This is a genomic window from Sphingobium sp. TomTYG74, assembly GCF_055393875.1.
The window spans coordinates 770,621-797,187 of the sequence record NZ_AP027342.1 but is presented as its reverse complement, the minus strand read 5'-3'; the positions used below and the strand labels follow the sequence as shown (position 1 = coordinate 797,187).

Below are 26,567 nucleotides of genomic sequence, written 5' to 3'. Positions count from 1 at the left end.
TCTCCTTATGATCAGGCCGCGTCGGCCAGTTTTGCCTGTTCGTCGGCGCCGAAGCCGACACTGAAATCATGGCCCCACAGGCTGGCCGATGTGCTTTCGAAAACGGTGTGGTGATCCCAATCCATGACCCGCCCGCCGCAGCCATATTCCAGCGCGAAGCCGCCGGGCGTTTCGACATAGAAGCTGATCATGTGATCATTTGTGTGGCGGCCCATCGTCGCCATGAGCCTTGCCCCGGATGCGAGCACCCGGTCATAGGCGTGGCCGACCTCGTCGATGGTGGCGACCTCGACCATCAGATGGACACAGCCCGATGGCACCTCACCCTCGAACAGTGCCAGGCTGTGATGACGGCCGTTGGCGCAATGCAGGAAGTCGATCCGCATTTCGGGGCCGCCTGCTCCTGCCGGACGGTGGACCATGAAGTCGGACAGGCGCAAACCCAGCACTTCGGCGAGGAAGCCGCGCGTCTCTGTGATATTCGGTGCGGGCAGAACAGCATGGCCGTAGCCAAGGCCGTCCGTGACGAAGCGCACCCCTTGCGGCGAGCAGAAGGGAGCGAAGCTGCTTACATAGCCATAGCAAAGTTCATGGCGGTTGCCCGAGGGATCGCGGAACCACACCATCGCGGTAACATGGCGCAGCGCCCGCTCAGCCTGCGTGGCGTGCGTGTACGCGATACCCCGCGCGTCCAGAGAGGCGAGGGCGGCGGCATATTGATCTTCGTTGCGCACTTCCCAGCCGCTGGCGCAATAGCTGTCGCGGTCGCCCTCGACAATGAAGAGCCGCCCAGCGCGCTCGTCAATGCGCAGCGCCAGGCCGCCGGGAAGCGCGTCAACGGAAAATCCCGCAATTTCCTCAGCGAAGCACACCCACTGCTGGGGATCGCGGGAGGTAATGATGCTGTAGGCGAGAGCCGCGACTTCCATGTCGTCCTCCGTGGGTGAGGAGGCCATGATGGACCAGGTCGAGCGAGAGGGAATTGACCATCATCAAATTTCAGGAATTTTCGCTTTCTTGAAGCAATGTTTCTCCGATCATCAGAGGTCAATGCGCTAAATCAGCGACAATATTCGTTACAACTCGATCAAAATTCTACGCGCATGTTTGAAATTTGACCTGCCTCAAAGCGCGTGAGGCGACTTCGTCTTCCTATCAGGGGGCCGGGCGTGTTCGAGGCTGCGGCAGAGAGGAACAGCATGAACGTCCAATCGACCATGCGCGCAAAGGCGGCGCAGACAATCAGCCACATTAACCTGCACTATCCCCGGCCCGAAGATGGTCCGGCGGCTGCGTTGCTGCTGGAAACCGCCGGGCTCATGAAGACCCAGCAAATGGAACTGCCGCAAGGTGGCATATTTTATCGCTTCACCACCAATGTCCTTGCCCCCAATGGCGGGGACAACATCGTCTATCTCAGCCCGCTACCGGCGGCGACAGCGGCGCTACTGACTGCGGCGCGCGAAGCGCTGGGGTTGGGCACCGACAGCGAGCATCCCGCTGTTTCAGCCTATCGGGCAGCACAAGCAGCCGATCCCGAATATGATTTTCATGTTGGGTTCCTTCATGCATCGCTTGAGCAGCTGGAAGATCGCTATCTGGCGCTCCAGGCGCTGGAGGCCAATGACGCGCGCTTTGCCGGGCGATTGAAGTTTCTGGTCAATCGCGCTTTGCCGGGCGACGCGGAGATCGACGCCCGGCTTGATGCATCACCAGTCTATCGGGGCGTCACGCGCTACACCTACGGGCGCAATGGCGTGCAGGCCTTTTGCGAGACAGACCTGATCGTCGATGGTCCTTTGGGCGGCGGCTTGGTTCTGGAGTTCGATTATATCTTCCCCGGCCGTGCGGACCACATACTTGCGGTTTCGGATGCCAGCCGGTGATGCAAAAACTGCCCCCGGCGACCTGCGCGGGGGCAGTCAGAATCAGGCGCGAACCATGGCCGATGCCATCGCGTCGAAGACGCCGCCAATGCGCGCCGCCAGATGCTCTTCCACGCCGCAATCCTCCATCGCCTTCCGCATCGCCGACGTCCATTGAACGGCAACGGCATCGGTGATGGGAAAGCGGGCGTGGAGCGACATCATGCATTTACCGGGGTTGGCCGCGAACCAGTCGCTGTCGCCACCCAGCCAGCCGCACAGAAAGCCGCTCAACGACCGCCGCATAGGCGTCAGGTCATCGGCATGCATCGCCCGCAGGTCGCGATAGGCGGGGACGGAGTCGATGAGGTCATAGAATCGATCCACGATCCTGCTGACCCCTTCGCGTCCGCCCACGGCGTGGAAGGGCGGCTGCTCTTCGCTCAATTCCGGCCGCCGCGCATGGCATCCTGGAGGCTGAGGCCACCAAGAACGAGCATGAACACGATCATCAGGCCAGCGACGAAATGCGGGAAGTAAAGGCCAAACAATTGATCCATTTAATGTCTCCTTTCCAAAGACATTAATTCTTCAGTTCCGGCGACGAATTGACGTGCGTCAAAATCAGCGATTTCAGCGGGACGGAGGGTTTGAGTTCTCGTTCATCGCGATCGGATGTCGGTTCCGCTGATACGGCCGTCCAGCATCGATATCTGCACATCGGCTGCGGCAGCGACGTCGGGATCGTGGGTCACGCACACGACCGCGCGGCCCTGATCATGGGCGAGTGCGCGAAACATTTCGACCACGTGGGCGCTGTTCTGGCTGTCGAGATTGCCGGTTGGCTCGTCACATAACACCAGCGCGGGGTCGTTCGCGATCGCTCGGGCGATCGCCACGCGCTGTCTTTCGCCGCCCGAAAGGCGGTTGGGCGTCTTGTCCATCTTATTGGCCAGACCAACGTCGGCCAGCAGGCTCTGTGCCGTTTCCCGCGCCCGTGGCTGCGTCAGGCGTGCCAGCCTGCGCATTGGCAGCATGACATTTTCCAGCGCCGTGAATTCGGGCAGCAGGAAGTGGAACTGGAACACGAAGCCGAAATGCGCCAGTCGGATCTGCGCGCGCTCGTCGCCGTCCAGTGGGTTCATGTCGCGCCCTTCAAACAGTACGGACCCTTCGGTCGGGCGGTCCAGCAACCCCAGCAGATAGAGCAAGGAGGATTTGCCGCAGCCCGACGGCCCGACGATGGCGACGAAGCTGCCCGGGTCAATCGCCAGCGAAACATCGGCAACCAGCGTGACCGGGGGTGTCCCGGCCAGTTCGCGGGTCAGCCCCTGCGCCTGCATGATCGGGTTCATACCGCGCCCCGCAATATATCGACGGGATCGAGGCGTGCCGCCTTTCGCGCCGGGAGCCAGGCCGCTATCACCCCCGAAAACAGCGATGCGGCAGCGGCGATGGCATATTGGCGGGCGGAGCGATCGAGGGGCAGGCGCTGGTCCTCCCCCGCGATGGGAAATTTGAGGGAGCCCAGGATCGCCATCAATCCGTAGCCAAGCAGCCATCCCGCAAGGATGCCGATCAGCGCCAGCGCCAACCCTTCGAACACGAAAATCAGTTGGAGGTCGCCTTCGGAAAAGCCGATGGAGCGCATGATCGCGATATCGCGTCTCTTGTCCGACACGCTGTTCGACACGACGGTGTAGATGCCGAAGCTGGCGACCAGCAGGATCGCCGAGACGACACTGTACATGATGACATTGCGGGTCACGAGTAGCGAGAGAAAGTCGGCGGATCGCTCCTCCCAGCTTTCGGCCTTGTAGGCAAAGCGCTCTTCCAGGCGTCGGCTGATGGGCTGCGCGCCATAGGGATCGTCCAGATGCACGCCGATGCGGTTGATGATGAAGGGTCGGCCCAGCAGTGATTGCGATTCCCGCAGAAGCACATAGCCGAGCGAAGAGGACAGCTGGGTCTGGCCGCGCTTGAACAGGCCGACGATGCGGAGCGAACGGTTGTTGCCCGATGCCGAGGTCGCACCCACGACATCGCCCATGGCAAGGCCGAGCCGCCGCGCCATTTCCTCGCCGATGATGATGCCGCCTTGCGTGCTTTCCAGATCGCGGAGGCGTCCGGTGCGCAGTTTGTCTTCAATAGCGCTGACCTTCTCCTCGACCGCCGGATCGACGCCAACGATCGTCAACGCTTCCTCCCGCCCGCCGCTGCGCAAGGTGATAGCCCCCGTCAGGCTGGGTGAGCCGACCGCGCCGGGCAGCGCATTGACGGCCCGCAATATCTCCGGCCAGCCTTTTAGGCCGCGCACTTCGTTGCGGACCTTATAGTGGCGTAGGTCTATCGCCGCACCCTTGTATAATCTGACGCCCGGTTGCGGCGGCGGGCTTCGCAGCTCGTCGGAAATGATGATGTGCGGCGCCGCATCGATCAGCGTCTTGATGAAATCATTCTGGCTTCCAATCATCATAGCGGAGACGGCCAGGAAGAAGCCAACGCCTACCGCAACGCCGCTCACGGCAACCAGAGTCTGTCGGCGCCGACCTACCAGATGCCGGGCGGCGATGCTTGCCAACAGCCGTAATTGTCCGCTCATCGCGTTACCCGCACTCGCATATTGTCCGACAGTTTGCCCTCGGGCGCTTTCACGATCATTTCGCCTTGCGATAGACCTGAAAGGATCTGGACATCGCCGGACCCTGCGATGCCCGTCCGCACCGCCCGCGCATGAGCGCGTCCGTCGCGGATGACCCAGACCTTGCCGTCCTCTATTGCGCTCGTCGGCACCAGCAGCGCGCGATCCGCGCGCCGGGTGACAATGTTGACTTCCAGCGTCAGCCCGAGTGGCAGCGCCAGAGGCTGGTCGGTAACGATATAAACGCGGAAGGCGCGCTGTTCGGGATCACCGCCGGGCGTCACTTCGCGGACATGGCCATGCAGCACCCGACCGGGCCAGGCATCGCTCGACATCAGCGCCGCCTGGCCTGCGTGAATCCTCGGCACGTCGCGTTCATCGACGGTCGTGGTAATTCGGACGCGGGCGGGATCGCCCAGCGTCATGAGCGCGCGGCCGGGGGTTGCGAGATCCCCCGGTTCCACATCGCGGCGCAGGACGATGCCATTGATGCCTGACCGCACCACCATCTGATTGAGGCGGGCACGCGCGCCTTCCTCCGCCGCCTTTGCACTGTCGGCTGCGGCAACGGCGGAATCACGGGCGGCCCGTGTGACCCATCCTTTGGCGAACAGCGCGAGCGTGCGCCGCTCCTCCTGCAAGGCAACGCGACGCTGCGCCGTCGCCTGTTGCACCGCATGGCGCTGTTCCTCGTCATCCAGCAGGACGAGCGGCTGGCCGCGCCCCACGCGCTGCGCTTCCTCCACCAGCACCTGACGTACAGGGGCGGTGAGGCGCGCGGATATGGTGACAGGATGTTCCGCCTCGACAAAGCCGGTGGCATAGACCAGTTCGACCGCATCACCGACACGAACGGGCATGAGCCTGACGTCGTGCGCTCGCCCGGCGAGCAGCCAATAAACTGCCGCCGCCGCCAGCAGCGCCAGCGGCAACAGCCAGAGCGCAATGCGTTTCATGCCCCCTCTATAGCATCATGCTGAAATCATTGCGTGCCCGTATCGGTTCGCCAGTCGGGTTCTACTTCGGTCCGATCGGGATCTGGTGTGGCTTGCTTGCCTCGGTCGCGAGACGCGGAACGATGACCTTCAGAAGCCCTTTTTCCAGATGCGCGCTGGCTTTATCGGCATCCGCTTCGAAGGGCAGGGCGACCCGCCGCAAAAAGCTTCCCCGGCTGCGCTCGATCAGATGATAATGCTTCTTTTCGTCCTTCTCTTCGCGATCCTCCTTATGCTCGGCCTTGATGGTGAGTATCCCGTCATGGACGTCCAGCGACACATCCTTCTCGTCAAAACCAGGCAGTTCGGCGGTCAATTCAAGTCCGCCGTCGGTCTCGGCAACGTCCACCTTGGGCAGGAGAAATCCCTTGCGGTCGCCAGTGTCGCTGGTGAGCCAGCTGCGGCCGAAGTCATCGGTCAGGCGATCCATTTCCTTGCGCAGATCGGCAAGCGGATCAAATCCACTACGAAACATGCCGGTGCGTCCAAAGGGAATCAGCGAACGAAAGTCGGTCATTGTCCTTCTCCTGCTTTTTGTGCGTGGCGGTTCGCCCTGTCATTGTTTGGGCTGTTGCGGCTTTTCGGAAGCCACCGGGCTGTGCATCTCGCTGCAATGTTGCATGCCGTCGGGCATCTGCTGAGCTGATCCCATGGCCCCCGATGGCGGGTGCATGCCATCGGAGTGCATCCTGTGGCCGCCTTCATCCTTCATCATAGGGCAATCATGCTGGGGCTCCGCTACCGCAGACGGGGCGCTTTCCGCTGCTTCGGCCGGGTGGTGCCCGGCGTGCGGCTGTGCAGTCTGTGCCGATACACCGGCAATGAACATCAGGTTCAAGAATCCGGCACCGGCGATGAAAAAGCGGCGCATGAACAGTCCTCCGTAACAAGACTCCGGGTGGGAGTGTCGTCCTGCACGCGAAGTGGCGCCATAAGTAGAGTCACGAACTCATGGATCAGGGCACGAGCACTGCGGCGCCTTTGATCTTGCCTGTTCGCAACCGTTGCAGCGCGTCATTTGCATCTTCGAGCCGGAAGGTTTCCGTGACGGTGTGAAGGGGGATGTCACCTGCCAGTTCGAAAAAGGAGGTGCCGTCTTCTCGCGTCAGATTGGCGACCGAGAGTATCTGCCTTTCCTCCCACAAGTCGGCATAGGGGAATGAAGGAATGTCGCTCATGTGGATACCGGCACAGATGACGCGGCCACCTTTCCTGACCGCTTGCAGGGCACGCGGCACCAACTCTCCTGCGGGTGCGAAGATCAGCGCTGCATCAAGTGGCGCTGGCGGATCGTCGGAAGAGCCGCCCGCCCACTCGCAACCCAGCGAACGCGCGAACGCCTGTCCGTCCTCATCGCCATCCTTGGTGAAGGCATAGACGGTGCGTCCCTGATGCCGGGCGACCTGTGCGAGGATATGCGCCGCAGCGCCAAATCCATACAGACCGATGACCGGCGCAGGGCCGGCCAGCCGCAATGCTCTCCAGCCGATCAGGCCGGCGCAAAGGAGCGGCGCTGCTTCCACGTCGGAAAAACGATCGGGCAGATCGAAGCAATAATGGGCGTCGGCAATCACATGGGTGGCATAGCCGCCGTCTCGCGTGGCGCCGGTGAAGAGCGGTGCGTCGCAGAGATTTTCCTTTCCTGCCTGGCAGTAGGGACATTGACCGCATGTATGTCCCAGCCATGGAACACCCACCCGCTGGCCTACTGCAAAACCCTCCACGCCGACCCCGATCGCTGCGACGCGACCCACGATTTCGTGGCCAGGTATGATCGGATAACGTGCGGGGATTTCGCCATCGAGCACATGCAGATCGGTTCGGCAAACCCCGCAGGCAGCCACTTCGATCAGCAATTCGCCGGGACCCGGATGGGGCACAGGACGCTCGATCCGAACCAGGGGTTCCCGGGGGGATTTGATTTGCATTGCGACCATTCCGCTCATGCGCGGGTTCCTTCCGTCCGAAAGGGGCTGTCAGTCTAATCGATCGCTCGGGCAGGCGACGTTCGTGAATCTACGGATGTGGGCCATGATGATCCGTGGCGTTGCGAAATAGCGATCTGCACGGAGCAGTTAATTTCGATAGCGATGCTGCGGTCTTCAGGTCGGATTGGCCGCTGCCATGCCTTTTCTGGCGATACGAATGGTTGGATCGTCCGGATCGACGATCGTGACGAAACCCAGCTCACGCTCCATCCGCAGCGCCGCGTCATGATCGGCGCACTCGACCGATTCAACCATGCCGATGCCTTCCGACTTTGCATAGCTCAGCACATGTTCGAACAATGTCCAGCTTATCCCCTCGCCTTTACTGTCCGTCCGCGTGGTGAGCGCGATTTCCGCCCGGCTGCGGTCGGGGTCCGTCGCCAGCATGGCGATCGCCATGACCTCTCCACCCTCTTCACCGAAGGCCAGGAAGCTGATCGTCCGGACATAGTCCACCCGCGTCATCATGGTGATCTGCTCATGCCGCACCTTGGGAACCCCGGACATGAAGCGGAAGCGCAGGTCTTCGGCTGAAACATGATCGAAGAAGCTTGCGACAGCCGCCTCGTCGTCCGGCCGTACCGGCCGTACGTGAAAACGGACGCCATGCTCCGTCACAAGGTCGGAAGCCCAGCCTTCCGGCGGCGCGCGCAGCACCAGGCGCGATTGTGGCGCTGGCTCGGCGGTGATACGCGCCCGGGCATCCAGCGCAATGACTCCCGCCGCGCTTACCAACAGGGGATTGATGTCGAGTTCAATCAGGTCGGGCAGATCGACCGCCATCGCCGACACGGCGTCCAGCACATCGGCGAGGCTGTCCACATCGGCGGGCGGCACGTTGCGGTATCCGGCAAGCATGGCCGAGATGCGCGTTCGCGCGATCAGGGCACGTGCGCCCGCATGGTCGAGGGGAAGAAGGTCGATAGCCTTGTCGTGCAGAATCTCCGTGGCGGTGCCGCCCGCGCCCGTCATGATGATCGGGCCGAATGTCGGATCGGTCGCGATGCCGACAATCATCTCGGTGCCGCCCTCGGCCTGAATCATGTCTTCCACGGCAAAGCCCTGGATGCGCGCGTCCGGGAAATCGCGTTGGATTCGTCGTTCCATGTCTTGTGCGGCGGCAACTGCCGCATGAGCATCGGGCAGGTTGAGCGCCACTCCGCCCACATCCGATTTGTGCGGCAGATCGCGAGAGACGATCTTGACGGCATAGGGCGCGCTGAGCCAGCTGCAGGCTTCCTCCACTGCTTGCACGGACGCGGCAAAGCGGGTTGGCGCGATGGGGACACCATAGGCTTCCAGCAGCTTCTTCACCTTTAGCTCGGACAGCAGCGTGCAGTTGTCCGCCTGTGCGCTGGCGATAATGGCGCGGGCGGCGGTGCGGTCGGCCTTGACCTCGCGCGTTTGCGCGGGTGCATCGGTCAGGCTTCTGCGAATGCGGCGCGCCTGCGCCAGATAGCCAAAGGCGCGCACGGCGTCATCTGGCGTGGAAAATACGGGGATGCCTGCCGCCGTGAAGATGGACCGTACTGCATTGGCGTTTGCGTCGCCGAGCCAGCAGGCAAGGACGGGCTTGCATATGCGCTCTTGTACCGCCGCGGCGACTTCCCGGCATATCGCCAGCGCCGTCTCGCCTGCTTCGCTGCGTGCCGTGGGGCAGTTCATCACCAGCACTGCGTCGCTTGCCTCGTCCCGCAAGATGGCTCGCAACGCGACGCTGTATCTGGTCGCGTCGGCATCGCCCAGCACATCAACGGGATTGCTGCGCGACCAATCGGCGGTCATGTCCTCCTCCAATATTGCCTGCGTTTCCGGGGTCAGCTCGGCGAGCTGAGCACCGGTTCGTGCAAGGGCGTCGACCGCCAATATACCGGCGCCCCCGCCATTGGTGAGGATCGCCAGCCTGTTGTCAGCGATAGGCTTGCAGGTGCAGAGGATTTCGGCGGCATCGAAAAGCTCCGTGAGGCTGTCGACCAACAGGATGCCCGCCCTGGCAAAGGCCGCCTCATAGACATCATAGGCGCCGATCATGGCGCCGGTGTGAGACAGCGTCGCCCGGGCTGCGAGCTCGCTCTTTCCGGCCTTGATCGCGATGATGGGCTTGGTGAGCGCCGCCGCCCGTGCCGCCACCATGAATTCGGCTGCCTGGGTTACGCCCTCGACGTAGAGAAGAATGGCATGGGTGTGCGAGTCGGTTGCAAGAAGATCGATAAGGTCGCCGAGGTCAGCGTCGGCCATGTCTCCGGCCGAGATGATGGCGGAAAACCCGACGCTGCGGGTCTGCGCCCAATCGAGCACGGCGGTAATCAGCGCGCCGCTTTGGGATATGAGGCCCAGATGGCCGGGCTTTGCCGGGGTGCGTGCGAAGGTGGCGTTGATCTTGGCATGGGGAGACATGATGCCGAGGCAATTGGGGCCGACGATCCGTAGGTCATGCCGCTTCGCTGCGTCCAGCACCTCGCCGCGAAGGCCGCCGGCATCGGTCAGCCCGGCTGAAAGGATCACGGCGCAGCGCGTGCCGAGCCTCCCCAGCTGATCGATGATCGGAGCTACCGTCGATGCCGGTGTCATGACGATCGCTAGTTTAGGCGCCTCGGGGAGGTTGTCGATGGTCGCGAACCATGTCGCGCCTTGTCGGGCGACCGGATGCGGATTGACGACATAGACTTTGCCCTCAAATCCGTCGGCAAGCAGATTGTCGAGCACCAGGGTGCCGACGGCTCCCTTGCGCTCCGATGCTCCGACCAGAACTATGCTTTTGGCATGAAGAAGGGGCGACAGGTTGCGGATCGTCATGGCTCGTACAGCCTTTCACTCAAATTCGCCGCTGGCGCTTGCCTGAGTGATCCTAGGGGATGCGCTGCTCTGGCCGACATTCGTAAATGCCGCAGGCCAATCGCCGAACGGGATTTGAGGAGCATCATCGGTGGAGCGACGCGCGACCGGGCCTCCTTTTTGGAAACTTGCCTAAGACGAGCAATGCTCATCTGCTGTGAACGGTAGTGAGTCGATGAGAACCGCAGCCGTCAGTACGAATCCTATTGGAGCAGAAACTTAGAACTGAAAAATAATCATGTTGATTTTCATAATTTTAAATCGGCATTCATTAGTTCGTATTTCTTGGCGAACCTGAAAGAGATAGCGTCGCATAAGCGAAGTGAACTCCTTCGACAGGTGAGGCAGTGCTCAAGCGGATAACCGCGCCCTTGGCTGGCTATGCGGCGACTGTCCTCGCTGTTGCAATCGCATCGGCGGTGCGGATTTTATTAGATCCCTGGCTGGGCGACAGGTCGGCCTATATGCCATTTATCGTCGCCGTCATGGCCATCGCGCTGTGGGTGGGTGAAGGGCCAGCAATCCTTGCCACATTGCTCGGCATTGCCGCGAACTTCCTTTTCCTGGGCAGGCCCGCCGTCCAAGGCCACGACATATTCGAAGGGGTCATGTTTGGCGCCACAGCCGCCATCATCATCCTGATGATCCGTTTCGTTGGTAAGGCCAACCTGCGTTTGGAGCGGGCTGAATTGGCGGCGAAGGCGAGCGAACAGATGGCCATGGAGCTGAACCTGTTGATCGACGGTGCTCAAGGCCTGGCCATCTACATGCTCGATCCGATGGGGCGGGTCACGATCTGGAACCGGGGGGCCGAGCGGCTCAAGGGATGGACCGAGGAAGAGATACTGGGCCAGCCAAGCGCCCTATTCTATCCCAGCGAAGCCGTTGCCGTCGGCAAGCCGCAAGCCGACATCGAGCGCGCGCGCAAGGAGGGAAGGTTCGAGGAAGAGGATTGGCGGCTCCGCAAGGATGGGTCGGAATTCCTTGCGGCCGTCAGCTGGACGGCTCTTTACGACGAAGGCGGGGAACTGCGGGGCTTTGCGAAGATCATTTCCGATATCACCGAAAAGCGTTCCGCCGAAGACCGGTTGCGTGCCCACGAAAGCCAATTAACCGCCATCTTGTCTACCGTCCCCGATGCCATGGTGGTCATTGATGAAAGCGGCAAGATGCTCTCGTTCAGCGTTGCGGCAGAGGCGCTTTTCGGTTTCACGGAATCTGAGGTGTTGGGCAGGAATGTGCGAATGCTCATGCCGTCGCCGGATCGTGAGCGTCATGACAGCTATATCCACCGTTATCTGGAAACCGGTGAAAAGCGGATCATTGGCAAGGGGCGGGTGGCCTTTGGCCAGCGGGCCGATGGATCGCTCTTTCCGATGGAACTGTACATCGGGGAAGCGGTGCGGGGAAATGAGCGGATATTCACCGGCTTCGTTCGCGATCTTACCGAACGACGTATGATTGAGCAGCAGATGGCGACCTTGCAGGCCGAACTCATCCACGTGACGCGGGTCAGTGCGATGGGCACCATGGCCTCAACGCTGGCGCATGAGCTTAATCAACCGATCGCGGCGGTCACAAATTATGTCGAGGCGGTTCGCGATCAGATGACCAGCCCCGACAAAAGCGAATGGCCCATGATGCGGGAAGCGCTGGGGGAGGCCGCCAGCGAAGCTCTGAGGGCGGGGCAGATTGTGCGTCGGCTTCGGGAATTTGTTTCGCGAGGCGAAGTGGAAAAAACCATCGAAAGCTTGCCCGACCTTGTGGATGAAGCCTCGGTGCTGGGACTAGCGGGATCGAGGGAGATGGGGATTGAGGTGCATTTCGATCTCGATCCCGGTGCGTCACCCGTGCTGGTCGATAAGGTTCAGATCCAGCAGGTCCTTATCAATCTTATTCGGAATGCGTGCGAAGCGATGGTCGATAGCCCGATTAAAAGGCTCACCATTTCAAGCCGTGCCGAAAAGGACGGTAACATCCAGGTCACCGTATCGGACACCGGTTGCGGTATGGCGCCAGGCGTCGCCAAGCAGTTGTTCACCGCATTTGTCAGCACCAAACCCGAAGGGATGGGCCTGGGTCTGTCCATATGCCGCACGATCGTGGAAGTGAACGGCGGCAAGATATGGATGGATACGCACAAGGGGCAAGGCACCGATTTCCATTTCACCCTCATTCGAGCGCAGGCGGAGGAGGCATATGACCGACAGGAAGCTCATTCACATCGTTGATGACGAGGATTCCATCCGGCGATCGGTCGGCTACATGCTCAAGACCTCAGGCTATGCGGTCGAGGTGTGGCGTTCGGGGGCCGAATTTTTGAAGGATTTGCGATCGGTGGAGGCGGGCTGTGTCCTGCTGGATGTCCGCATGCCCCGAATTGACGGTCTGGAGGTACAGCGGACCATGGCGGAGCGCGGGATCACGATGCCTGTCATCATCATGACCGGTCATGGCGAGGTATCGGTGGCCGTGCAGGCGATGAAGGCGGGTGCGGTCGATTTTCTGGAAAAGCCGTTTGAAAAGACCCTATTGATCGACGCGATCGAGCGCGCTTTCGGCCGCGTCCGCTCTGCCCAGGGTGCAGCGGCACAGGCCGCCAGTGCCGACGTGATCATCGGCGCCCTGACGGCACGTGAACGGGAAGTGCTGGAAGGACTTGCTCAGGGCCTTCCCAACAAGACGATCGCCTATGATCTTGGCATATCTTCGCGAACGGTGGAGGTGCATCGGGCTAACCTCATGACAAAACTGCATGTCCACAGCCTGTCAGATGCGCTGCGGATCGCCTTTGCCGCGAGGATGGGACAGAAGGACCTGACTGGGATCAATACTTAAAGACGTAGCGACGCCGCCGTGCCACCACTCGCGCATGTTGCTGAATCCTGCGGCGCAAGGCGCGAAGACAATGGCCGTTCTACCAATCCCCATAGTCATATTGGACGACGACGCGGGATCGAGGAGGTCGATGCAACTCCTGTTGCAGGGACGAGGGTTTAACGTCCGCTCTTTCGCGATACCGGAATTGCTGATCGCCGAGGTGAAGGCGAATAATCCGGCTTGTCTGGTGACCGATTACCTGATGGCGGGGCATGACGGCCTTCAGGTATTGGCCGCGCTCCGCTCGGCGGGATGGAAGGGGCGGGCTATAATGGTGACCGCCTTCGGCTCGACCGAATTGATGCAGAAGGCGATCGCGCACGGCTTTGATGCAGTGCTCGACAAGCCTTGCAAGGAGTCCGCGCTCGTCAATGCGGTTATCGATGCGACGACGCGGGACGTGGATCCGCAGGTGTGACCATGACGGGCATAACCAAGAAGCAGCCACAGCGACGCTCTTCCGCTGTCGCTCTGGACCTTTTGACGCCGCGCGAGCGTGAAGTGCTTGTGGCGGTCGCCAATGGCCTTACCAATCGGCAGACCGGCGAGTTGCTGGGCATCAGCCACAGGACCGTCGAGGTCCATCGCGCGAGGTTGATGCGCAAGCTGGAAGTACAATCGGTGGCCCAGCTTGTTGCGCTTTATCTTCTCAAGGGCTTGCCACGCCCAGGCATCGACAGCGCCCCGACCCCATAGCGGTTCTCAAAAGCAGCCGTCCGCTATCATGCCCGGCCCGCCTGACACCTCGTATATTCCCCAATACCTATTGCCGCCGATTTCGCGATCATGGCGCCTGAGTCCATTTGATGGCGTCATGGATTGGAGAAAATCATGACCTATGTGTCGGAAGTCATGCATCCCGGAGTCGATCGGGTGGCGCCGGACACCGGCCTCGCCGAACTGGCCCGGATCATGAGGGAAAAGGATATAGGCGCGATCCCGGTGAGCGATGGCAACACGCCGTTGGGGATCGTGACGGACCGAGACATCGCCTTGCGCGGCTTTGCCGGGAACGGACAGGCAAGAGCGATGACAGCCGCAGACATCATGTCGAAGCCTGTCGTCTTCTGTCATGCCGAAGACAGCATCGAGGATGCGATCAGGGTGATGGAAAGCCGACAGGTCCGCCGTCTGCCGGTTGTGGATGATCAATCGAACATGGTCGGTATCCTGTCGCTGGGTGACGTCTCGCACTGTGGCCACCGCGATCTTGCGATTGAAGTCATGGGGGCGGTGAGCAGCCATCACGCCTGAGGGAATGACATCCTGACGATGTGAGGAAGAAGATGACCCAGGCAACGATGTTTGACCGCTCGACTACTCAAGCGCCCGATGAGCTTGTACAGGCTCTCAGGCACCATGCTGAGCCATTGCCCTCGCCTGACAAGGTGGACGACTTCGGTGCCTGTTTCGATCGGTTCGGAGATGCCAGGGTCGTCCTTCTGGGCGAGGCGACACATGGAAGTTCCGAATTCTACCGGGCACGCGCCGCGATCACCCGCCGGCTGATAGAGCGGCACGGCTTCACGGTCGTGGCGGTAGAAGCGGACTGGCCCGATGCCGCGCGCATTGACGATTATGTGAGGCACCAGGCGCCGCGTCCCAGGCGGGGCGATGTGTTCATACGCTTCCCGACATGGATGTGGCGCAACCAGGAAGTGCTGGCCTTCGCCGATTGGCTGCGGGGACATAATCAGGGCGTGGCGGAAGCGCGCCAGGCATCAGTCCATGGCCTGGATGTCTACAGTCTCAGCGAATCCATCCATGCCGTGTTGACCTATCTAGACAAGGCCGATCCGGCCGAGGCGGAGGACGCGCGCCGCCGCTATGGATGCCTGACGCCATGGCAAGATGAACCCGCGCATTATGGACGGGCAGTCACTCTTTCCGGTGGCAAAGGGTGTGAAGATGGCGTGGTGGCTCAGCTTCGCCAGCTTCTCGATCAGAGGCTGGACCTGCTCAAACAGGATGGCGAGGCATGGTTCGATGCCTATCAGAACGCCCGCATAGTTCGCGCCGCGGAACGCTATTATCGCGCCATGTACCGCAGCTCGACCGAAAGCTGGAACCTGCGCGACCGACACATGTTCGAAACGCTCCAGGCGCTGATGGCGCATCGCGGCAGCGGAACCAAAGCGGTCATCTGGGCGCATAACAGCCATGTCGGCAATGCAGCCGCAACGGCGATGGGTTGGCAGGGTGAATTCAACATCGGCCAGCTTTGCCGCCTCGCCTATGGTGACGATGCCGTGTCGATCGGCTTTGGGACTGACACAGGACTTGTCGCGGCGGCCAGCGACTGGGGCGGGGCGATGGAGATCAAGTCCATCCGTCCCGCACGCCCGGACAGTTATGAACATGCGTTCCGGCGCACGGGCGTCGTTCGCAGCCTGACTGACTGGCGGGGGCCGGGCAAGGAAGCGCTGCGGGAGTTGCTCGGCCACGCGCTCCTAGAGCGCGCGATCGGCGTCGTTTATCGGCCCGAAACGGAGCGGCTCAGCCATTATTTCGAGGCTGTGCTGGCGGAGCAATTCGATGCCTGGGTCTGGTTCGAACAGACCTCGGCGGTAACGCCATTGGGACCGGAACGCCCTTCAGGCGCGCCGGAAACCTGGCCTTTCGGATTATGACCATGACGCAGATAACGGTGAACCGGCAGGATGTGACAATCGGCAAGCATGGGCTGCAGGGCTTCCTCGACATGCCGGATGGCGCGACGGGCTTGGTGATATTCGCTCATGGCAGCGGCAGCGGGCGGCACAGCCCGCGCAACCAATATGTGGCCGCTGGTTTGCAACGCTCCCAGCTCGCGACTTTGCTGGTCGACCTGTTGACGCCGCAGGAAGAGCTGGACCGACGCAATGTCTTCGACGTGCAGTTGCTTGCGCGCCGGTTGAGGGAGGCTGCTGACTGGGCCGACGGCATGCCGCCGCTCGCCAAGCTGCCGCTTGGCTATTTCGGCGCGAGCACAGGCGCAGCGGCCGCGATCATTGCTGCTTCGATGCCCGATGACAGGGCTGCTGCCCTTGTCTCTCGTGGCGGCAGACCGGATCTTGCGGGGGCTGAGGCTTTGGGCCGGGTTCGTGCCGCGACGCTCCTGATCGTCGGCAGTCTGGACCGTGATGTGGTGAGCCTCAATCATGACGCAAAGGCGCTCATGACGGCGCCTGCGGAACTGGTCATCGTGCCCGGAGCGAGCCATTTGTTCGAGGAGCCCGGAACACTCGATCAGGTCATCAGCCTGGCCAGACGTTGGTTCAACTCTCACCTGAAGGGGGAGACCCGATGAAGCCTCAATCCATGCTGTTTCACGATCGTCGTGATGCAGGCGTCCATTTGGCCAAGGCGCTGGCACGTTTTGCGCCGAGCCATCCGCTGGTTCTTGCCTTGCCGCGAGGAGGCGTGCCAGTCGCCTTCGAGGTGGCAAGAGCGCTTGATGCCGACCTGGATCTTCTCTTCGTGCGTAAGCTCGGTGCGCCGGGTTACGAGGAACTGGGCATTGGCGCGGTGGTTGACGGTGCCGAGCCACAACTCGTCCTCAATGAGGAAATCGTGCGGCAGTTGGCGCCCACGCCGGAGTATATTCGCGCCGAGATGCGCAAGCAGTTGGCTGAAATCGATCGGCGTCGGCTCGCCTATCTGGGGAATAATGAACCCATTCCGGTCGCGGGCCGTACCGTGATCGTGGTGGATGACGGCATAGCAACCGGAGGCACGATCAAGGCGGCGCTGAAGGGCATGAGCAAGGCGCATCCCGCGCGGCTCATTCTGGCGGTTCCGGTAGCGCCTGCGGCGGTGATCGCAGGTCTGCGGGAGGAATGCGACGACATCATCTGCCTTTACGAACCCCATCCCTTCTATGCGGTCGGCGCGCATTATGTGGTATTCGATCAGACGAGCGATGCCGAAGTGGTCAAGCTGCTGACTGATGCGCGTCGGCAAAAAAATACCCAATCGGCGTGATTGGGACCTCGCGGCAAATTCAGCCCAGTTCGTGCTGCAATAGCCCGTTCAGGATGATCCATAGCCATTCTCCGCTGATCAATTGGGTGGCCAGCAGGGTAAGGATCAACGCGGCTGCGACTATGGCCAATATCAGCCATAGACGTGTCGCGGGCCTGTCCCGTTGCGTCATGGTTACTCTCCGGCGGGCCAGCAGTGCACGGTTCGGCCTCAAGGGTTGGTCCGGCTGGCGACCACGGCCGATCCGTCGGGCTGGATTTGGATGAGATGATAAGCCTTATCCTCGCATTGCGCCCTCCAGGCGGCGGACGGCGCGGTGGTTCCGGGCATCGGGCCGCTGTCGATTACTTGCTGGCAAGGCAGGCCAGCATCCCGGATAGCACGGAAAAAGGCCGCATCGCGGGCCTCTTTGGGCAAGGCCGCGATCTCCTCGACATAGTTCATCGTCGAACCATTCGCCTGGGGCGCGGGCGCTTCCGTCTCGTTCGCCGGCTTACACGCGCTGATGATCAACACAGCGGCCAATAGCGGAAGTGTTCGCATTGCGATGCTCCTTCAACTGACAAGATGGAGAAGCCTATTTCCCACGTCCGGGATGCGTCGCCCATCGGGACATATACTTATTCCAGCCGTCGGGAGGGGCGCATAGCCTCACGGGCATGAAGAGGATAGTCACGCTCACGATGAATCCGGCCATCGATGTCGCCTATGAGGCGGATCGGGTCTTTCACACCCGCAAGATGCGGGCGCGCCAGGAACATTATGATCCGGGCGGGGGTGGCATCAACGTGGCTCGGGTGATTGCGCGGCTGGGCGGCACGGCGCGCGCTTATTATCTGTCCGGTGGAGCAACCGGGCCTACGCTCGACGGGCTGCTGGATCAGCATGGGCTGGTCCGGTTCCGCATACCCATTGCAGGCGACACCCGCATCAGCACATCCATCTATGAGCGGGAGACGGGTAAGGAATATCGTGTCGTGCCACAGGGGCCAGAGCTGACGGCCGAGGAATGGCAAGCTGCCCTGCATCATCTCGATGGTCCGCAGGCGGAATTTCTTGTCGCCAGCGGATCGCTGCCTCCCGGCGTGCCGGACGATTTCTACAGCCAGGTGCGTCAGCTGGCGCAACGCCACGGCATGCGCCTCATCCTCGATACTTCAGGCAAGGCGCTGCAAGAGGCGGTCAGCGGCGGGGGCCTCTATCTTGTCAAACCCAGCATCGGTGAGTTGCGGCAACTGGTTGGCCGAGCGTTGATGGAGGAAAGCGAAATCTGCGCCGCCGCGCAGGAAATCGTGGATGGCGGCAAGGCGGAATATGTGGCCGTGACGATGGGCCGCGACGGCGCGATACTGGCTAGCCGCTCAGGGACCTGGCGATTGCCTGCCATCCCTGTGGAAACCAGGAGCGCAGTGGGGGCTGGCGACAGTTTCTTGGCGGCAATGGCTTTCGCGCTCGGCTGTGAGCGCGACCCCGTCGAGGCATTCCGCTACGGGATTGCCGCGGGTGCGGCGGCGGTGCTCACGCCGGGCACTGACCTGTGCCATCGCGAGGATGTCGAGCGCCTGTTCGCCCTCGTGCCATCGATAGCGCCAGCATCGCTGGAAGCAATTCGGGCGGGCGCACAGGCCTAACCTGGCGAAAGAAGGATGATGGTCATGAAAGCAAGCGATGTCATGACGTTGGGAGCGGCCAGCACAACGGTGGACGCTTCTTTGGCCGATGCGATCCGATGCATGGGCGATCACCGCATCAGTGCGCTTCCCGTGCTAGACGGGGAAGGCCATTTGCGGGGCATTGTCTCGGAAGGCGACTTCTTCAGGCGAGATGGCGGGGCGTTGCGGCTCGATGCCTTGGTTGAGGCTGACAGCGCAGAGCGCGCACGCTTGCTTGGTTCAAGAGAAGTTTCAGATATAATGTCCGCGCCACCCGTCACCGTGGACGGACAGGCATCGTTGGAAGAGACAATCGGGATAATGGAGCAGCGTAAACTGAAACGGCTCCCCGTCATGTCGCACGGCAAGCTGGTCGGATTGATCAGCCGCGCCGACATTCTACGCTTTCTGCTGGATAGATGATCTAAACCAGCCCGTTGTCGCGCAGCGCGGTGCCGATCAGGGGCGCGAGATGGGCTTTGCTCGTAGGTCCATCGATACTGTCGCTGCTGAAAATGGGTGCGATACGCTCTGTCTTCATGATGGCAAGATCGTCGGCACTGGCCAGGCAATGTGTCACGATAGCTTCAACCGATTTCGCGCCTGTGTCGTGCAGAAGCCGCGCCGCCTCGATCAACGTCTGGCCGCTGGCAATCATGTCGTCCACCAATATGGCGCGGCGGCCACGAACCTTATTGATACCAGGGATGGCAAGCCTCACCTGCCGGTCGCCCAGCCGCTGCTTCGTTGCCACCAGCGTGCTGAGGCCCAGTGGTGCTGCGATAGCCTCGGTCCATTGACGGGATTCACTGTCCGGCCCGATGATGACGGGATTATCCCGCGCGTCGATCTGCGTAGCGAGTAGGGGCGCGGCGGATAGGCTGATCGCAGGGATGCCGGGAATGACCTCGCTCAGGGTGGTTATGCGATGGAGATGAGGGTCGACCGTCACCAGTCCATCTAAATGGCTGGCTATCAGGCCGCCGATGACTTTCTGGCTGACGGCTTCTCCGGAATGGAAGGCTTTGTCCTGCCGCATATAGGCAAGGTAGGGCGCGACCAGAATGACGCGTTCCGCGCCCTGATCGCGCGCCGCCGAGGCCGCCAGCAACAATTCGATGATCTTGTGGTCGGGATCGTCGAGTGAGCGATAGAAGATGGCGGTGCGAGCTGGCGCCGGCACGCGAACCAGGCATTCCCTGTCTGGAAATCGGTGGACCTCGATGGGGATCGTCGGCACGCTCAACAGCGCTCCCAGCCTGCGCGCCGGTGCTATAGCATCGTCGAAGGCGAAAAAGACCGTGCTCATCGAGCGACCTCATAGCCGGAATCCTCCATTGCCAGATCGCGCGCGAAGCCGAGGCCGGTTCGCGACTGGGCATGGATACGATACAGCGCCTGACCCTTGCGGACGTCGCTGCCAACCTTGTGCAGCAGGTCGATGCCGGCGCCCTTGTCCATCGGCGCGCCGGCAAGCCGGGCGATGCGCGCTATGCGATGGCAATCAATCGCGTTCACCCGTCCATCATGGGGCGCATGAATCTCGTGAACATGCTCGCCCGGCGCATATCGGGTCATCTGCCGCCCCTGCGCCTCGATCAGCCGTTCCATTGCTGCAAGTGCCTCACCCGAGGCGAGCAGTTCCATCGCCCGCGCATAGCCTCTGCCACCCCGCAGCGCGGGATCGAAATCGAGCACTCGTCCGGCCAGAAACAGGGCATGTTCGCGAAGGTCTGGCGGAGCATCGCCGTCGTTGCGCAGCACGGCCATGACATCGCGTGCCTCGAGTACCGGCCCGACTCCGCGACCGACAGGCTGCGATCCATCCGTGGTCACGATGTCGATCACGAGACCGATCTTGTCGGCCACATGTTCGAACAGCTTGCGTAGCCGGACTGCATCATCCTGTGTGCGGACCTTCGCTGTTGGGCCGACGGGTATGTCGAGCACCAGATGCGTGGAACCCGCCGCCAGTTTCTTGGACAGGATGGAGGCGACCATCTGGTCGAACGTGTCAATCCGCAACGGCCGCTCGACCGAGATCAGCACATCGTCCGCTGGCGACAGGTTCACCCGGCCGCCCCAGGCCAGCACCGCCTTTTCGCGGGCGACGATAGCGCGCATGTCCGCCTCGCATATATCGACATTGGCGAGCACTTCCATCGTGTCGGCCGTGCCCGATGGGGAGGTGATCGCGCGTGACGAGGTTTTGGGCATGATGAGGCCGTGGGCCGCTACGATCGGCACCACGATCATCGATGTGCGGTTGCCCGGAATGCCGCCGATACAGTGCTTGTCCACCACGAGCGGGGCTTTCCAGTCGAAACGGTTGCCGACATCGGCCATCGCGCAGGTAACCGCCAGCGTTTCCTGCGTGCTCATGAAGCTGGCGCAGGCGACCAGGAACGCACCGATTTCCATAGGGGAATAGCGATGCGCGGCGATGTCCCGGATGATGACTGAAATTTCGTCATCCTGCAGCGTGTCGCCGTCGATTTTCCGACGGACAAATTCCAGGCTGGTCGGCGGCATCGCCTGTTCGATCGCTACTGGCGTGCCTTCGGGCAAGCCGAGCCGCCGGAACGCCTGCTCGCCCAGGCCGATCTCTCCCGGCTTCAGCATTGTCGGCTCGTCCACGAGCGCCAGCGTCGCGAGGATTTCGGCGCTGTCCCCGCTGACCCGTATCTTGCGCAGCGCCTGAAATTGTTCCGCAGAATAGCCGTTGCTTTGGCGCAGAAGAAAGGCGGTGTTTTCCGGATAAGTGTCGATCGCCAGACGCTTGATCGTCAGCATGGCCTGCCCACCTCATGTCGTTGCCCTTCGCCCATCGGGAATTTTCAGCTTCCGTCGCTCGTGCGTGGGGGCAGGGGCGTTCCAAAGAGTTCCTCGGCCACGCGCGCGCAGATGCTGGCGGCGCGGTCGCGGACCCGCTGGAGTTGGCTCTCGAAAAAGGCGGTATCCGCGCTCTCTATCACGTCCCCGATATGCAGCGCCTCGGATGATTGCATCGCAAAGGCGCGGAAGAGGTAGGTGCCCGAAAGCGCGCGAAGCGCCTCTGTCTGACCCTGGGCGTCAAGCCAGTCCTCCGAAGCACCAGAGGTCGTGATAGCGCAGAGATGACCCTTGCCGAGCAGTCCTTCACCTGACTTGTCCTGAACCTGACGCACAGTCGTTCCCGCGCCCAGAACGCGATCGATATAGCCGACAAGCATGGCTGGCGGCATGCCGAACCAGATCGGAAAGACGAAGACGACCACATTGGCGCCGCGCAATATGTCCAGTTCCGCCTTTACGTCGGGAGACAGGTGGTAGCCCTTGCGATCAGGCCGTTCGCCATTCTTCAGCACCGGGTCGAAATTCATGGCGTACAGGTCGCGCAGGATAGACTGTTGCCCCGCAGCCTCCACGGCCTGGCAATAGGCATGGGCGATGGCGGCGTTGAAGCTGTGGGGATCAGGGTGCGCGAGCACCACTGCATGCCGGATAGGAGAAGGAGCAACTCGGGGCATCGGAACCTCCATCTTCACTTATGGCGATGTCTCGCCTCCTCATATCCATCCAGTATGCGCCGCATTTGGGCGAGGGCCTCGCGGCGCGCCCGCTCGTTCCTGATGCGGCCAAGATGCTGTTTGAGATGGGTGATAAAGTCGGCATAATCATTCTGCCAATCCGGCCCGCTCAGCTGTTCCATGTCCACGCGGCCTGTCTGGATGCGCTTCGCCTGCGTTCCCGGCTCAAGCGCGTAGACCTCGCCGATCTGCGGCGCGATGATATTTGTGGCGGGATCGTCTGCCTGAACGAGGGTCCGCAACGCTGCCACCGCTTCGGGTTCGCCATGATCCAGGAACAGGCTGCCGGCTATCGGTCGGCGCTCACTGATCCAGTCGTGCAGTTCGTCGCGGTCGGCATGGGCGGAATAGCTGTCGATCCGCCGAATGCGCGCGCGTACGTTAACGTCCTCGCCGGAGATACGGACACGCTGCGCGCCGTCGAGCAGGACCCGGCCAAGCGTGCCCTTCGCCTGGAAACCCACGAACAGGATCGTCGATTCCCGCCGGAAGAGATTATGCTTCAGATGATGGCGGATGCGGCCTGCCTCGCACATGCCCGATGCCGCCATGATGATCGCGCCCGACATGGTGTTGAGCCGAATGGATTCCGTGACATCTTCGACATAATGGATCGAGGGATGCCGAAAAATATTCTCGCCGCCCGTATCCTCCAACTCCGAAGCATGAGCCGCGAACACCTTGGTCGCCCGGCTTGCGAGCGGTGAGTCGACGAAGATCGGGACGTTGGGAATCCGGTTGGCATCGGCCAGCTTGGCAAGGTCGAGGAGCATTTCCTGCGTCCGCTCGAGCGCAAAGCTGGGGATCACGAGATTGCCGCCGCGGCTCAAGGCATCCTTGATCTCGGACTCAAGTTGACTGCGGCGCTGCTCGATCGTGAATTTATCCCGCGCGCGATCGCCATAGGTCGCTTCGCAGACCACATGATCGACGCCGGTCGGGGCTTGCGGGTCGGGATGGAAGGCTTTGTTGACCGGCCCCAGGTCTCCCGACATCAGCAGGCGCACGCCCGCTGCCTCGATTTCCACGGACGCCGCGCCCAATATGTGCCCCGCATTCCAGAAGCGCGCGCGAAATCCGGGCGCCGGATCGAACCAGTCGCCCAGCGGCACAGGACGACTGAGCCGCCATGCGTCCAGCGCATCCTCTTCGGTGTATAGGGGCACAAACAGGCTCTCACCCGCGCGGTCGCGGCGTCGGTTACGGCGATCCGCCTCGCTTTCCTGAATCCTGCCAGCATCCGCCAGCATATATTCCAGCAGGTCAGACGTCGCGGGGGTGCACCAGATTGGCCTCTTATAACCCTGCGCCGCCATTTTGGGCAAAAGACCGCAATGATCGATATGGGCATGGGTCAGCACAACCGCGTCGATCTTGGCGGGGTCGAAGCTGAAGGCGCCGTGGTTCAAGGTTTCAAGCGTGCGCGATCCCTGGAACAGCCCGCAGTCGACAAGGATGGCTCGATCGCCGAGCCGTAGTTCCATGCATGAGCCCGTGACCGTGCCTGCCGCGCCGTGGAATGTCAGAGTCAACGCTGAACTCACGCGAACTTCTCCCACTCATCTTTTCCCCGATCATAACTCAATAGGCCAAAGAAGGAGAGAGGCAGTCCGTAGTTATACGGATGAGGCGGCCCCCACGCCTGTCATCCGTATCATTCCCAATGTTCCTGATGGCATGGCCCCTGCAAACTCCCGCCCCATGACCACACAAACGCTAGCTGCGCCCCCGCCCGTCAAGGATGACGTGATCGTCTGGTTCGATGCGCTCGGACGCGCCGATGTCGGGCGCGTGGGTGGCAAGAACGCCTCTCTTGGCGAGATGGTCGCCATACTCGGCAAGGCAGGCGTGCAGGTTCCGCCAGGCTTTGCAACAACGGCGTGGGCCTATTGGGCGCTCATCGACCATAACCGCATTGGGGACCGCCTCGCGGCCATCGTAGCGCAGTATCGGAGCGGGACGATGCCGCTTCATGAAGCGGGTGAGGCAGCCCGCCGCCTGCTTCTGGATGCGGAACTGCCGCCGCAAATCGCCGAACCCATTATCTCCGCTTATCGCGATTTATCGCGCAATGCCTGCAAGCACGAAGTCGCTGTCGCGGTGCGATCCAGCGCGACAGCGGAGGACCTGCCGGACGCCAGTTTCGCGGGGCAACAGGAGAGTTTTCTCAACGTCGTTGGCGAGCGCGCCTTGCTCGACGCATGTCGGCGTTGTTTCGCCTCGCTCTTCACCGACCGGGCGATTGCCTACCGCGAGGCCAAGGGTTTCGACCATCTGCGGATCGCGCTTTCCATCGGCATCCAGATCATGGTGCGATCCGATTTGGCCGGGTCGGGCGTCATGTTCTCGATCGACACGGAGACCGGATTTCCGCGCGTCGCCGTCATCAGCGCGGCCTGGGGCTTGGGCGAGACCGTGGTGCAGGGCCGCGTCGATCCCGACAGCTATCTGGTCTTCAAGCCTTTCCTTTCGGACGGGCGACTGAAACCGATCGTGGAGAAGCGGATCGGTGCCAAGGCACAGAAGCTGGTTTACGCGACGGGCGGCAGCGCGCGCACCCAACTGGTCGATTGCAGCCATCACGAGCGCGAGCATTATGTCCTGGAAGACGAGGAGATACTGGAACTGGCGCGCTGGGCCGTGCTGATCGAGCAGCATTATGGCTGCGCGATGGACATGGAATGGGCCAAGGATGGGGAAAGCGGCAAGCTCTTCATCGTGCAGGCGCGACCGGAAACCGTGCATGGCGCGCGATCCGCCACAGCGCTCAAAACCTGGCGGCTGACGGCCAAGGCGCCCGCGCCGCTCGCCACGGGCGCAGCCGTCGGCGACGCGATCGCGGCCGGGTCGGCCTGCATCATTCGCAGCACCGATGACATAGCGAGCTTTGTCGATGGAGCCATCCTCGTCACCGACAACACCGATCCTGATTGGGTGCCCGTCATGCGGCGCGCGGCGGGCATCGTCACGGATCATGGCGGCCCGACCAGCCATGCGGCTATTGTCAGCCGCGAGCTGGGCGTCCCTGCGGTCGTGGGCACCGGCGATGCCACTAGCCGCATCGCGGCGGGCCAGGAAATAACGCTCTCCTGCGCCGAAGGCGACCGGGGTCAGGTCTATCCCGGCCGGTTGCCTTTCACAGGCGAAGAGGTCGATACGGCCAGCCTGCCTGCAACGCGGACGCAGTTGATGCTGAACGTCGCCAGTCCTGCCAAAGCCTTCCGCTGGTGGCGGCTCCCATCTCATGGCGTAGGCCTGGCCCGGATGGAATTCATCATCAGCAATCTCATTCGTGTGCATCCGATGGCACTTGCCCACCCTGATCAGGTGACGGACATCGCCGAGCGCCGCGAGATTGAAAACCTGACCCGCGGCTACGCCAATCCCCGCGATTATTTCATCGAAACATTGGGTCGAGGCATTGGGAAGATTGCCGCCGCGCACCATCCGCATCCTGTGATCGTGCGCCTATCCGACTTCAAGACCAATGAATATGCCCATCTGCTGGGCGGCGCCGCGTTCGAGCCGCATGAAGAAAATCCCATGCTCGGTTTCCGGGGGGCGTCACGCTATTATCATGAACGGTATCGCGACGGCTTCGCACTCGAATGCCGCGCCATCCGGTTCGTGCGGGAAACGATCGGCTTTGAAAATGTCATTGTCATGATCCCCTTCTGCCGGACGCTGGCCGAAGCCGACAAGGTTGTCACCGAAATGTCGCGCCATGGGCTGATGCGCGGCGAACGGGGGTTGCAACTCTACATGATGGCGGAAATCCCGGCCAATGTGGTCCTCGCTGAACAGTTTGCCGCCCGTTTCGACGGCTTTTCGATCGGCTCTAATGATCTGACGCAACTCGTCCTTGGCGTCGATCGTGATTCCGATCTGCTCGCACCGCTGTTCGACGAGCGCGATCCGGCGGTAATGCAGATGATCGCAGATCTCATCGCTCGTGCGCGAAAGGCGGGCGTCAAGGTGGGAATATGCGGGCAGGCGCCGAGCAATTATCCCGAATTCGCGGAATTCCTCGTGCGCGAGGGCATTGATAGCATCTCCCTCAACCCCGACAGCTTCGTTGCCACGCTGAAAATAGTTGCCGTAGCGGAGGCCAGGCAGAAATCTCCGGTTGCATGATGTCAGGTGCAGCATCTTATAGGTGCAGATCGACCATGGGGAGAT

At 61.7% G+C, this 26,567-nt stretch carries 27 protein-coding genes; 12 read left to right on the top strand and 15 right to left on the bottom strand.

Annotated features, from left to right (window positions below; all coding sequences use genetic code 11):
• Nucleotides 1–11 precede the first annotated feature (11 nt).
• Nucleotides 12–929 carry a VOC family protein gene (locus ACZ5TB_RS16585; RefSeq protein WP_464792777.1) on the bottom strand — a complete coding sequence of 306 codons (918 nt, stop codon included), beginning with the start codon at nt 927–929 and terminating at the stop codon, nt 12–14.
• A 240-nt stretch (nt 930–1,169) separates the two neighbouring features.
• Here ACZ5TB_RS16585 and ACZ5TB_RS16580 point away from each other — a divergent pair, with 240 nt between their 5' ends.
• A complete protein-coding gene (locus ACZ5TB_RS16580; protein WP_464792776.1) occupies nt 1,170–1,886 on the top strand; it encodes a hypothetical protein in 717 nt (238 codons plus the stop codon).
• 42 nt (nt 1,887–1,928) lie between these two features.
• Here the strand turns inward: ACZ5TB_RS16580 and ACZ5TB_RS16575 are convergent, their stop codons facing one another.
• The 8 genes from ACZ5TB_RS16575 to ACZ5TB_RS16540 all read right to left on the bottom strand — a co-directional run bounded on the left by ACZ5TB_RS16575 (nt 1,929) and on the right by ACZ5TB_RS16540 (nt 10,285).
• A complete protein-coding gene (locus ACZ5TB_RS16575; RefSeq protein ID WP_464792775.1) occupies nt 1,929–2,312 on the bottom strand; it encodes a group II truncated hemoglobin in 384 nt (127 codons plus the stop codon).
• 215 nt (nt 2,313–2,527) lie between these two features.
• Nucleotides 2,528–3,220 (bottom strand): ABC transporter ATP-binding protein, encoded by a 693-nt coding sequence (locus ACZ5TB_RS16570; protein ID WP_464792774.1) that lies wholly within the window; start codon nt 3,218–3,220, stop codon nt 2,528–2,530.
• Nucleotides 3,217–4,467, bottom strand: coding sequence for an ABC transporter permease (locus tag ACZ5TB_RS16565; RefSeq protein WP_464792773.1), 1,251 nt, complete (start codon nt 4,465–4,467; stop codon nt 3,217–3,219). Before ACZ5TB_RS16565 ends, ACZ5TB_RS16570 begins: the two co-directional genes overlap by 4 nt.
• Nucleotides 4,464–5,462 carry an efflux RND transporter periplasmic adaptor subunit gene (locus ACZ5TB_RS16560; protein WP_464792772.1) on the bottom strand — a complete coding sequence of 333 codons (999 nt, stop codon included), beginning with the start codon at nt 5,460–5,462 and terminating at the stop codon, nt 4,464–4,466. The genes ACZ5TB_RS16565 and ACZ5TB_RS16560 overlap by 4 nt, the downstream gene beginning before the upstream one ends.
• A gap of 61 nt (nt 5,463–5,523) precedes the next feature.
• The gene (locus tag ACZ5TB_RS16555; protein ID WP_464792771.1) at nt 5,524–6,018 is read right to left on the bottom strand and encodes an Hsp20/alpha crystallin family protein; all 495 of its coding nucleotides are present in this window, start codon (nt 6,016–6,018) and stop codon (nt 5,524–5,526) included.
• Nucleotides 6,019–6,057: 39 nt separating this feature from the next.
• The gene (locus tag ACZ5TB_RS16550; RefSeq protein WP_464792770.1) at nt 6,058–6,372 is read right to left on the bottom strand and encodes a hypothetical protein; all 315 of its coding nucleotides are present in this window, start codon (nt 6,370–6,372) and stop codon (nt 6,058–6,060) included.
• Nucleotides 6,373–6,457: 85 nt separating this feature from the next.
• Nucleotides 6,458–7,438 (bottom strand): zinc-dependent alcohol dehydrogenase family protein, encoded by a 981-nt coding sequence (locus tag ACZ5TB_RS16545; protein WP_464780814.1) that lies wholly within the window; start codon nt 7,436–7,438, stop codon nt 6,458–6,460.
• Between the two features lie 165 nt (nt 7,439–7,603).
• Complete coding sequence (locus ACZ5TB_RS16540) at nt 7,604–10,285, bottom strand: bifunctional acetate--CoA ligase family protein/GNAT family N-acetyltransferase (protein WP_464792769.1); 2,682 nt, start codon at nt 10,283–10,285, stop codon at nt 7,604–7,606.
• A 386-nt stretch (nt 10,286–10,671) separates the two neighbouring features.
• On the opposite strand from ACZ5TB_RS16540, the gene ACZ5TB_RS16535 reads away from it, so the two are divergent.
• The 8 genes from ACZ5TB_RS16535 to ACZ5TB_RS16500 all read left to right on the top strand — a co-directional run bounded on the left by ACZ5TB_RS16535 (nt 10,672) and on the right by ACZ5TB_RS16500 (nt 17,167).
• Nucleotides 10,672–12,555, top strand: coding sequence for a PAS domain S-box protein (locus ACZ5TB_RS16535; RefSeq protein ID WP_464792768.1), 1,884 nt, complete (start codon nt 10,672–10,674; stop codon nt 12,553–12,555).
• Nucleotides 12,524–13,162 (top strand): response regulator transcription factor, encoded by a 639-nt coding sequence (locus ACZ5TB_RS16530; protein WP_464792767.1) that lies wholly within the window; start codon nt 12,524–12,526, stop codon nt 13,160–13,162. Before ACZ5TB_RS16535 ends, ACZ5TB_RS16530 begins: the two co-directional genes overlap by 32 nt.
• 34 nt (nt 13,163–13,196) lie before the next feature.
• On the top strand, nt 13,197–13,622 hold the full coding sequence (locus ACZ5TB_RS16525; protein ID WP_464792766.1) for a response regulator: 426 nt from the start codon (nt 13,197–13,199) through the stop codon (nt 13,620–13,622).
• 2 nt (nt 13,623–13,624) lie between these two features.
• Nucleotides 13,625–13,900 (top strand): response regulator transcription factor, encoded by a 276-nt coding sequence (locus ACZ5TB_RS16520; RefSeq protein WP_464792765.1) that lies wholly within the window; start codon nt 13,625–13,627, stop codon nt 13,898–13,900.
• 135 nt (nt 13,901–14,035) lie between these two features.
• On the top strand, nt 14,036–14,458 hold the full coding sequence (locus tag ACZ5TB_RS16515) for a CBS domain-containing protein (protein WP_464792764.1): 423 nt from the start codon (nt 14,036–14,038) through the stop codon (nt 14,456–14,458).
• A gap of 32 nt (nt 14,459–14,490) precedes the next feature.
• Nucleotides 14,491–15,834 carry an erythromycin esterase family protein gene (locus ACZ5TB_RS16510; RefSeq protein ID WP_464792763.1) on the top strand — a complete coding sequence of 448 codons (1,344 nt, stop codon included), beginning with the start codon at nt 14,491–14,493 and terminating at the stop codon, nt 15,832–15,834.
• Between the two features lie 2 nt (nt 15,835–15,836).
• Nucleotides 15,837–16,493, top strand: coding sequence for a dienelactone hydrolase family protein (locus ACZ5TB_RS16505; RefSeq protein ID WP_464792762.1), 657 nt, complete (start codon nt 15,837–15,839; stop codon nt 16,491–16,493).
• On the top strand, nt 16,490–17,167 hold the full coding sequence (locus ACZ5TB_RS16500; protein ID WP_464792761.1) for a phosphoribosyltransferase: 678 nt from the start codon (nt 16,490–16,492) through the stop codon (nt 17,165–17,167). The genes ACZ5TB_RS16505 and ACZ5TB_RS16500 overlap by 4 nt, the downstream gene beginning before the upstream one ends.
• A 19-nt stretch (nt 17,168–17,186) precedes the next feature.
• On the opposite strand, the gene ACZ5TB_RS16495 is transcribed toward ACZ5TB_RS16500, so the two are convergent.
• Together ACZ5TB_RS16495 and ACZ5TB_RS16490 are read right to left on the bottom strand one after the other, a co-directional pair.
• A complete protein-coding gene (locus ACZ5TB_RS16495; protein ID WP_464792760.1) occupies nt 17,187–17,339 on the bottom strand; it encodes a hypothetical protein in 153 nt (50 codons plus the stop codon).
• Nucleotides 17,340–17,377: 38 nt separating this feature from the next.
• Nucleotides 17,378–17,710: a hypothetical protein gene (locus ACZ5TB_RS16490; RefSeq protein ID WP_464780600.1), complete on the bottom strand. Its 333-nt coding sequence runs from the start codon at nt 17,708–17,710 to the stop codon at nt 17,378–17,380.
• 116 nt (nt 17,711–17,826) lie between these two features.
• Between ACZ5TB_RS16490 and ACZ5TB_RS16485 the strand changes: the two genes are divergently transcribed.
• Both ACZ5TB_RS16485 and ACZ5TB_RS16480 read left to right on the top strand, forming a co-directional pair.
• Entirely contained in the window at nt 17,827–18,798 is a 972-nt protein-coding gene (locus tag ACZ5TB_RS16485; protein ID WP_464792759.1) for a 1-phosphofructokinase family hexose kinase, read from the top strand.
• A 24-nt stretch (nt 18,799–18,822) separates the two neighbouring features.
• The gene (locus ACZ5TB_RS16480) at nt 18,823–19,242 is read left to right on the top strand and encodes a CBS domain-containing protein (RefSeq protein ID WP_464792758.1); all 420 of its coding nucleotides are present in this window, start codon (nt 18,823–18,825) and stop codon (nt 19,240–19,242) included.
• A gap of 1 nt (nt 19,243) precedes the next feature.
• On the opposite strand, the gene ACZ5TB_RS16475 is transcribed toward ACZ5TB_RS16480, so the two are convergent.
• The 4 genes from ACZ5TB_RS16475 to ACZ5TB_RS16460 are packed head-to-tail and all read right to left on the bottom strand — an operon-like array spanning nt 19,244 to nt 23,932.
• Nucleotides 19,244–20,128 carry a ribose-phosphate diphosphokinase gene (locus ACZ5TB_RS16475; RefSeq protein ID WP_464792757.1) on the bottom strand — a complete coding sequence of 295 codons (885 nt, stop codon included), beginning with the start codon at nt 20,126–20,128 and terminating at the stop codon, nt 19,244–19,246.
• The gene (locus ACZ5TB_RS16470) at nt 20,125–21,612 is read right to left on the bottom strand and encodes a thymidine phosphorylase family protein (protein ID WP_464792756.1); all 1,488 of its coding nucleotides are present in this window, start codon (nt 21,610–21,612) and stop codon (nt 20,125–20,127) included. The genes ACZ5TB_RS16475 and ACZ5TB_RS16470 overlap by 4 nt, the downstream gene beginning before the upstream one ends.
• A 44-nt stretch (nt 21,613–21,656) precedes the next feature.
• Complete coding sequence (locus tag ACZ5TB_RS16465; protein WP_464792755.1) at nt 21,657–22,328, bottom strand: NAD(P)H-dependent oxidoreductase; 672 nt, start codon at nt 22,326–22,328, stop codon at nt 21,657–21,659.
• 14 nt (nt 22,329–22,342) lie between these two features.
• Nucleotides 22,343–23,932, bottom strand: a complete 1,590-nt coding sequence (locus tag ACZ5TB_RS16460) for an MBL fold metallo-hydrolase (protein WP_464792754.1) — start codon at nt 23,930–23,932, stop codon at nt 22,343–22,345.
• Between the two features lie 157 nt (nt 23,933–24,089).
• Between ACZ5TB_RS16460 and ppsA the strand changes: the two genes are divergently transcribed.
• The gene (ppsA, locus tag ACZ5TB_RS16455) at nt 24,090–26,522 is read left to right on the top strand and encodes a phosphoenolpyruvate synthase (RefSeq protein ID WP_464792753.1); all 2,433 of its coding nucleotides are present in this window, start codon (nt 24,090–24,092) and stop codon (nt 26,520–26,522) included.
• The last annotated feature ends 45 nt before the right edge of the window (nt 26,523–26,567 follow it).

Coding starts and splice junctions, on each gene's coding strand:
- ACZ5TB_RS16585 (WP_464792777.1), bottom strand. CDS start 929: ATGGAAGTCGCGGCTCTCGCCTACAGCATCATTACCTCCCGCGATCCC.
- ACZ5TB_RS16570 (WP_464792774.1), bottom strand. CDS start 3,220: ATGAACCCGATCATGCAGGCGCAGGGGCTGACCCGCGAACTGGCCGGG.
- ACZ5TB_RS16565 (WP_464792773.1), bottom strand. CDS start 4,467: ATGAGCGGACAATTACGGCTGTTGGCAAGCATCGCCGCCCGGCATCTG.
- ACZ5TB_RS16560 (WP_464792772.1), bottom strand. CDS start 5,462: ATGAAACGCATTGCGCTCTGGCTGTTGCCGCTGGCGCTGCTGGCGGCG.
- ACZ5TB_RS16555 (WP_464792771.1), bottom strand. CDS start 6,018: ATGACCGACTTTCGTTCGCTGATTCCCTTTGGACGCACCGGCATGTTT.
- ACZ5TB_RS16550 (WP_464792770.1), bottom strand. CDS start 6,372: ATGCGCCGCTTTTTCATCGCCGGTGCCGGATTCTTGAACCTGATGTTC.
- ACZ5TB_RS16545 (WP_464780814.1), bottom strand. CDS start 7,438: ATGGTCGCAATGCAAATCAAATCCCCCCGGGAACCCCTGGTTCGGATC.
- ACZ5TB_RS16540 (WP_464792769.1), bottom strand. CDS start 10,285: ATGACGATCCGCAACCTGTCGCCCCTTCTTCATGCCAAAAGCATAGTT.
- ACZ5TB_RS16530 (WP_464792767.1), top strand. CDS start 12,524: ATGACCGACAGGAAGCTCATTCACATCGTTGATGACGAGGATTCCATC.
- ACZ5TB_RS16525 (WP_464792766.1), top strand. CDS start 13,197: ATGTTGCTGAATCCTGCGGCGCAAGGCGCGAAGACAATGGCCGTTCTA.
- ACZ5TB_RS16520 (WP_464792765.1), top strand. CDS start 13,625: ATGACGGGCATAACCAAGAAGCAGCCACAGCGACGCTCTTCCGCTGTC.
- ACZ5TB_RS16515 (WP_464792764.1), top strand. CDS start 14,036: ATGACCTATGTGTCGGAAGTCATGCATCCCGGAGTCGATCGGGTGGCG.
- ACZ5TB_RS16510 (WP_464792763.1), top strand. CDS start 14,491: ATGACCCAGGCAACGATGTTTGACCGCTCGACTACTCAAGCGCCCGAT.
- ACZ5TB_RS16505 (WP_464792762.1), top strand. CDS start 15,837: ATGACGCAGATAACGGTGAACCGGCAGGATGTGACAATCGGCAAGCAT.
- ACZ5TB_RS16500 (WP_464792761.1), top strand. CDS start 16,490: ATGAAGCCTCAATCCATGCTGTTTCACGATCGTCGTGATGCAGGCGTC.
- ACZ5TB_RS16495 (WP_464792760.1), bottom strand. CDS start 17,339: ATGACGCAACGGGACAGGCCCGCGACACGTCTATGGCTGATATTGGCC.
- ACZ5TB_RS16490 (WP_464780600.1), bottom strand. CDS start 17,710: ATGCGAACACTTCCGCTATTGGCCGCTGTGTTGATCATCAGCGCGTGT.
- ACZ5TB_RS16485 (WP_464792759.1), top strand. CDS start 17,827: ATGAAGAGGATAGTCACGCTCACGATGAATCCGGCCATCGATGTCGCC.
- ACZ5TB_RS16480 (WP_464792758.1), top strand. CDS start 18,823: ATGAAAGCAAGCGATGTCATGACGTTGGGAGCGGCCAGCACAACGGTG.
- ACZ5TB_RS16475 (WP_464792757.1), bottom strand. CDS start 20,128: ATGAGCACGGTCTTTTTCGCCTTCGACGATGCTATAGCACCGGCGCGC.
- ACZ5TB_RS16470 (WP_464792756.1), bottom strand. CDS start 21,612: ATGCTGACGATCAAGCGTCTGGCGATCGACACTTATCCGGAAAACACC.
- ACZ5TB_RS16465 (WP_464792755.1), bottom strand. CDS start 22,328: ATGCCCCGAGTTGCTCCTTCTCCTATCCGGCATGCAGTGGTGCTCGCG.
- ppsA (WP_464792753.1), top strand. CDS start 24,090: ATGACCACACAAACGCTAGCTGCGCCCCCGCCCGTCAAGGATGACGTG.